Source organism: Campylobacter sp. LMG 7929 (assembly GCF_024723595.1).
Lineage (GTDB): Bacteria > Campylobacterota > Campylobacteria > Campylobacterales > Campylobacteraceae > Campylobacter_D.
Genome location: NZ_JANQCY010000022.1, coordinates 1 through 6267, shown reverse-complemented (window position 1 = coordinate 6267; position 6267 = coordinate 1). Strand labels below are relative to the sequence as shown.

5 protein-coding genes and 1 pseudogene are annotated in these 6267 nt (G+C 27.1%); 2 read left to right on the top strand and 4 right to left on the bottom strand.

Annotation, left to right across the window (positions count from 1 at the left end; all coding sequences use genetic code 11):
- A pseudogene (locus CAMP5118_RS07810) lies at positions 1-186 on the top strand (capsular biosynthesis protein); the annotation flags it as partial.
- Here CAMP5118_RS07810 and kpsS read toward each other — a convergent pair.
- From kpsS to CAMP5118_RS07795, 3 genes are read right to left on the bottom strand one after another with little or no spacing between them, the layout of a single operon-like run.
- Complete coding sequence (gene kpsS, locus CAMP5118_RS07805) at positions 183-1361, bottom strand: capsule polysaccharide modification protein KpsS (RefSeq protein WP_337217011.1); 1179 nt, start codon at positions 1359-1361, stop codon at positions 183-185. The pseudogene CAMP5118_RS07810 and the gene kpsS sit on opposite strands and share 4 nt — an antisense overlap.
- Positions 1358-3385: a capsular polysaccharide biosynthesis protein gene (locus tag CAMP5118_RS07800; RefSeq protein ID WP_337217010.1), complete on the bottom strand. Its 2028-nt coding sequence runs from the start codon at positions 3383-3385 to the stop codon at positions 1358-1360. Before CAMP5118_RS07800 ends, kpsS begins: the two co-directional genes overlap by 4 nt.
- 30 nt (positions 3386-3415) lie before the next feature.
- Positions 3416-5179 carry a hypothetical protein gene (locus tag CAMP5118_RS07795; protein ID WP_337217009.1) on the bottom strand — a complete coding sequence of 588 codons (1764 nt, stop codon included), beginning with the start codon at positions 5177-5179 and terminating at the stop codon, positions 3416-3418.
- A 125-nt stretch (positions 5180-5304) separates the two neighbouring features.
- Between CAMP5118_RS07795 and CAMP5118_RS07790 the strand changes: the two genes are divergently transcribed.
- Complete coding sequence (locus CAMP5118_RS07790) at positions 5305-5700, top strand: sugar 3,4-ketoisomerase (RefSeq protein WP_337217008.1); 396 nt, start codon at positions 5305-5307, stop codon at positions 5698-5700.
- 42 nt (positions 5701-5742) lie between these two features.
- On the opposite strand, the gene CAMP5118_RS07785 is transcribed toward CAMP5118_RS07790, so the two are convergent.
- Positions 5743-6267: GNAT family N-acetyltransferase (locus tag CAMP5118_RS07785; protein ID WP_337217007.1), on the bottom strand; the 525-nt coding region annotated here is incomplete at its 5' end.

Genomic DNA, 6267 nt, shown 5'->3' with positions numbered 1-6267 from the left:
CAAAAAAATCTACCGCCACTAAAAGCTTATGCAGACTATAAACATGCTCAAATAGCCAAAACACATTTGCCCTATCTTTTAGGTAATGCACTTTTACAAGCTTCAAGAACTCCTTTTAAAATAGGGTATTTAAGCTTACCTTTTAAACTAAAAAAGATTGCAAAAAACTATAAAAAGAAAATTTAATCCAAACTAGTATTTTTGAAAAAATTCCCATTAACTTGGGTTTTATATATCACATAATTTCTAAATTTAGCGTGCAAAACAACATCGGGTTTATATGCCCTGCATTCTTTCCAAAAAGTATGCAAACTTTTTTGATAAGTCAAACCTTCTACATCATAAAAGGCTTTTCCCATAACTTTTAAAGGGCTATTGTGATATAAAGCAGAAAGTCCTACTGTGCTATTTATGACTATAGTACCTCTTGCATTGATTAAGAGCGTAGGTAAGTGCAAATCATGTACATATAAAATTCTACCCTCGACATTGTATTTTAAACTCAAATCTTCTATAAGCTTAGTATAGTCTCTGTAGCCACGATCCATAGGATGGTGCTTAAAAACTAGATAAGACTTTGCTTTAGCATGATTAGCAAAAGAGATGATTACCTCTTCTATAAATTTTTCTGTAGTTTTTTTATAATGATGAGATAGTTGAGTATCATTATGCACTTGTAAAATAGCTAAAAAATACTTTTGTTTTAAAGAAAGAATTTTTTCATTTAAACTTTTTTCTGTGATTTTGTATTTGTTTTTTCTATATACTGAGCAAAGCCAAGGTAAAAAATCAAATAATTTTAAACTTCTATGATGTAAAGAATTATTAAAATACCAAGAAAATAAAAAAGCAAAAAGCCAGTATAAAAACGAAGCAAAGGCCATATTTCTAAAAGTTCTTGAGAAAGTTTTAAATTTAAAATCTTTATCAAATTTTTTCTGACTTAGATAAAATTCTTTTTCTCTTGGTAAGGTCGAGTTTGCATTCACTCCATCTTTTTCAAAAGTAATGAAGTTTGGTCTTATATAACCTTCTTCAAAAATCCATACTTCAATACCCATTTGCTTAGCAACGCTAATGGCGATTTCATGCACTTTTCTACAATCATTGTACATAATAACAACTTGAATTTGTTTTTCTTCAAAAAGCTTTTTATAAAAGTCTTCAAGCTCGGCTAAACTTTTAGTGTAATTAATACTTTTAAAAGGATAAAAGAAAAAATCTCCACCATTAAAATTTACTTTATAAACCTTAGCTTGCGGAATTTTTGTAGCAATTTTACGAAAAAATCCACCCACAGGTCCTTGGAGTAATAAAACATTTTTACCAGAAAATTTTTTTAACTTCTTACTTAAATTCATCTAATTAAAATAAATTCTACTAATCTTCTTATTTTTCTTAATATATAAATTCTTATATCCATAAACCAACGCAAATAAAATTTAGAAAAATAATCTTTTTGCATTTTTAACATTATATCTAAAGCAAGCTCAACTTCACATAAATTTTTACTTTTTGGATGGATATATCTTGGATAAAGGATCAAAACACCAGCGACAAGCTCTTCTAAACTAAGCACTCTTGTGCGTCTTGGAATTTCATGCAAATCGCTTGTCAAACCCCAACCTGCATAAAAAGGCATACCATATACCACTACTTTTTTGCCACGCAAAAGAGCGTCAAAACCACTTGTGGAGGTTATAGTATGAACTTCATCACTCGCATTTATAGCACTATCTATGCTGATATTTTCTATAATCTCATCACAATATTTTAAAATAATGTTTTTATCTTTTAAACCTTTGCGGTTACCACTTAATACATCAGGGTGAGGTTTAAAAACTATAAAGGCGTTTTCATTGACCTTTCTTACACTTTGTAAAAGTTTTAAGGTATCATAACCTGCACCACCTAAGATCATAGAAGCATCATCTTCTACTTGAGCAGGGATTAAGATGATTTTTTTATTTGTATTAAAATTTAATGTTTCATGCTTTAGGCCATTGTACTTTGAAAATTTATTTTGCGTGATGGTAGTAATTAATTTTTTGGCTCTTTGTTTTAAACTCTCATCAAAAATGTGATTTTGCAAAATATCTTCTAAATCACTTGGCTTACTTGGATCAACATACAAGCCTTTACTATCTATTATCAAAGAAAAAGGGCGTGTAAGATCTGAACCTAAAAAAACCGAGCGCAAAAAGCCATCTTCTACTAATAAAATTTCATTATTAAAATCTTTGACTAATAAAGCTTTATCATACTTTTTACCCCAAATGAAAATTTTATCCTCAGGATTTAAATTCGCTTTGTAAAGTTCATCAAGCGAGTTTAAAAAAATGATTTTGTTACTTTTAGCTTTAAAAAATGGCTTCATAAACCAACGCTTCCACAAAGTAAAACCTAAAAAATACAAAGTATTAGAATTAGCTTGTTCTATCTTTTTATATTTTGTTAGGGTATGAATAGTATCAAAAATATCACTTTTTTGATTTAAGTAAGGATTAAAATACTCACTATATAAAATATAAGCAGCATAAAAAACCTCTTCTAAACTTCTTTTTTTAAGTCTTCTTTTGCACTCTAACTTATCTTGAGTTAAACCCCAACCTGCATAAAATGGCATACCATAACACACACATTCGCATTCTAACATCAAAGCTTCAAAACCCATGCCAGAAGTTTTAGTATAGACTCTCTTAAAATGACTTAATAATTCTATGGGATTGTAATTTTCTTTTATAACTAGACATTTACTTGGCAAATCTTGTACGTTAAAATCACTTTGCTTTTTACCACTTAATACATCGGGATGAATTTTAATGTATATTTTAGCATTTGGATTTTCTTTGATAGCATCATTTATGATATCTTGAGTTGAAAAATTATCAGCTAAGCCAAATTTAAGAGAAGCGTCATTTGCTACTTGAGTGATGATTAATACGCGTTTTTCATTAGAACCAAAAAGCTCTTTTGGCACGCAAAGATTATTATTATACTTGCCAAGCTTTTCTTTTTTTATAAGTTCTATAGCTTTTTTTGATTGTTCTAATTCTTTAGAGCTAAACGCATAAGAATTTAAAATATTTTCAAGTTTAGATGGTGCAGTCGCATCATAGTAAATTCCCACATCATCTTTGATGATAGAAAAACTTGGACTATTTTCTACACCTAAATTTAATGAGCGCAAAAAGCCATCTTCTAAAAGTAAAAATTTTATATTATACTTTTTAGCTAGTGCCACGGCTTTTAAACCTGACTTTTTTCTACCCCAACCTAAAAAAATATCTTCTTTTGTGATGTTTTTATAGGCATGATATAGAGCTATTTTATAAAAATTTTTAGCATTTTCCTTTAGTTTTTTTGATGTAGTATAAATTTTCATAATCTCTCTTTAATTAAAAGAAAGATTATATCAAATTTTTTTATTTCTAAAATCTCTTTTCAACTTCCTAATTTCAAACAGCAACTTGATATACCCCCCCCCATACCAAATTTTATTAGCTTGTATAAGAGCTTGACCTAATTTGTAGGTTAAACATTCTTTTTCTTTTAAAGCCTCTTTATAATCAGGATAATCTTCTAATGGAGGTAATGCTAATGATGGATCATTTTTTATCTTTTCCTGATAGATTTTTTGTTCTTGTTTGTGCTTATCATATATATATGATAGTACAAAAGGCATTCTTATATAACCAAAGAAAGATTTAGAATTTACTATCATAGCTTGACCTAGTTTATAAGAGAGTTGGTTTTGGATTCTTGCTTTAGCCAAATTTAAAGTAACTAAATCCGAAATAATTTTTGACTCTGTAGTTAGTTGTTTAATAAAAACAGATTTTTGATTATTCTGCAACTTTAAAATTTGATCTTGCATTATATTCTTTTCGATAATTAAACTTTGAATTTGCTGATTATTATTTTGTTCTAATTCTTGTCTTTCATTTTTTAAATCTTGGATCTGCTTCTGTAAAAAATCAAATTTTTTAGGATCCATTGCGGCACAATACTCATCTATAATTTCCTTATAGAGTTCTATTGGCGGAAGAATATAATTAAAATTATATTCTTCTGAAATTTCTATATTTTCAGCTAATAGACTTTTAAAATTTATCCGCATATTATAACAATTTGACCCAGAATAAACTAAAAAAATAGATACTAGGTCTACATAATTGTGTATTTTAGAGTTACTCATCCAAAATCTTACAGCCTGATGATGTTCCTCCACTTCAGGTTTAAAATTATTAGATACAAATATATTAGTATCCTCATCAACAATAAAATCATTATGAAATTCCACCACTAGGTTTGAAAAATTAACATCCTTGCTTAAACTAAATTTTCTATTTTCAAAAATACATTTTGAATAATTAATTAAATGTTCCCCTTTGACAAATTTTCCTTGTGAATTCCATGTATGTATAGAAACTATCCTCCAATTTGAAAAGTGTTTGGGGAATTTTAAAATCGTAGAATTATCTATTCTATAAATAACTTCTTCAAATAATGAATTCTTTACAACTTGTTTTGAAATCTCCCCTTTTACACACTCTAGCTCTGCGGGAGTAACAATTTTAAATAATTTCTCTTCATCTAAAAATTTTATAGGTCTAGAAAATTTAAAATTTTCTAGATTAAAAACTATCCTTTTTCCCAATTCGTTCATAATAGAAAATTGTTGATGAGCTACATCTATTCTTTTGCCAAATTCTACAAGATTTTTACACTCATAATATTCTTGCATATCAATACAATTAAAACCATATTCTATGCACATTTTTTTATGTATTTTATTTATAATTTTATAGTTTCCGATAGGATATGGTAAAATCAAAACTAATATTTTTGTTTGAAATGCTGCAAGTTTTTCATAAAACCATTTTAAATTTCTAGCAATAATTTCTATTGGTAATTTTTCATGAACTTCACTATTTTGATTAATTTCATTTATATTCGATTCTGTAACAATTAATTCAATATTTTTTAAAATACTTTGGTTTTTTAACCTATGAAGTTCATACAAATTTTGTACAGCAGTGCAAGCTCCTAAAGCTAAATTATAAAATTCATACTTATCTTTATTTAACCACTTTTTAATTCCATAATTTAAACCATTTAACGCAACAGAATTGCTTCCACCGAGTAAAATTACATTTTTCTTGTTTGCTTTTTTCATTATAATCTCATTTTTCAAAAACTTATTTTATAAAAATAATTTATAAGATTAATCAATTTTTCAACGAAATAGATATATTATCATAATATATTATTTTTTGCAAAATCTAAAAAAAGGGGATTTATTTGAAAAATATTAAAATATTAAATTTTGAAGAGCATATTACCGAAAGCGGAAGTTTAATCGCACTACAAGAAAACGATGAAATTCCATTCAAAATAAAAAGAATTTACTATATCTATAACTTAGATCAAAATGCTATTAGGGGTAAACATGCCCATAAAGATTTGGAGCAAATTTGTGTTTGCGTCAGCGGGCAATGTAGCTTTTATCTGTCTAATGGGAAAGAAGAATTTAGAATTAAACTAAATAGTCCATCTAAAGGTTTGTATATAGGAAATATGATCTGGAGAGAATTCACAGATTTTAGTAAAGATTGTGTTTTAATGGTTATAGCATCAAAAAAATATGATCCAAAAGACTATATAATAAATTTTGAAGATATGACTAAATATCAATAGTTTGTAAAGCATTTTAATCTTTAAAGATCAAAATGCTTTACATTAAATACATAACTCATAAAAATCATATACAATTCCTCTTCCACCAAATTCTTCCTTTTGTGAAATCAAACCTTGATTTAAAAATTTCCCACCATTTTCAGTAGAAATTCCAAAATCAAAATATTCTCTATCTGCATATTTTTCATTAATTAAAAAATCTACTAGCAAATCAAGTGCCCCAACTTTTCTACCTTCATCACTATTTGCCATATATTGCGTATGAATTACATTATCATACTCATAAATAACAACACCAGCTAAAATTTGTTCGCCTTGTCTGGCTTCATAAAGATGAATATTATTTAAAAAAAATGATTTCAAATACTCCATTTCATCACTTGTGTGAACAGCTTTTGTATTATGATACTTACCTAAAACTTCGTTTTCTAAATTTATAAAATCTTTAAATTTTTCATTATAAAAAATCTCTATACCCAACTTTTTTGACTTATTGATTTTATTTCTTTTTTTACTATTAATACAAACCATATTTCTATAATCAATAACACTAGCTATATCTCTTTT

Excerpts from the sequence above, each read along its gene's own strand:
- CAMP5118_RS07795 (WP_337217009.1), bottom strand. The coding sequence starts at position 5,179 with ATGAAAAAAGCAAACAAGAAAAATGTAATTTTACTCGGTGGAAGCAAT.
- kpsS (WP_337217011.1), bottom strand. The coding sequence starts at position 1,361 with ATGAATTTAAGTAAGAAGTTAAAAAAATTTTCTGGTAAAAATGTTTTA.
- CAMP5118_RS07800 (WP_337217010.1), bottom strand. The coding sequence starts at position 3,385 with ATGAAAATTTATACTACATCAAAAAAACTAAAGGAAAATGCTAAAAAT.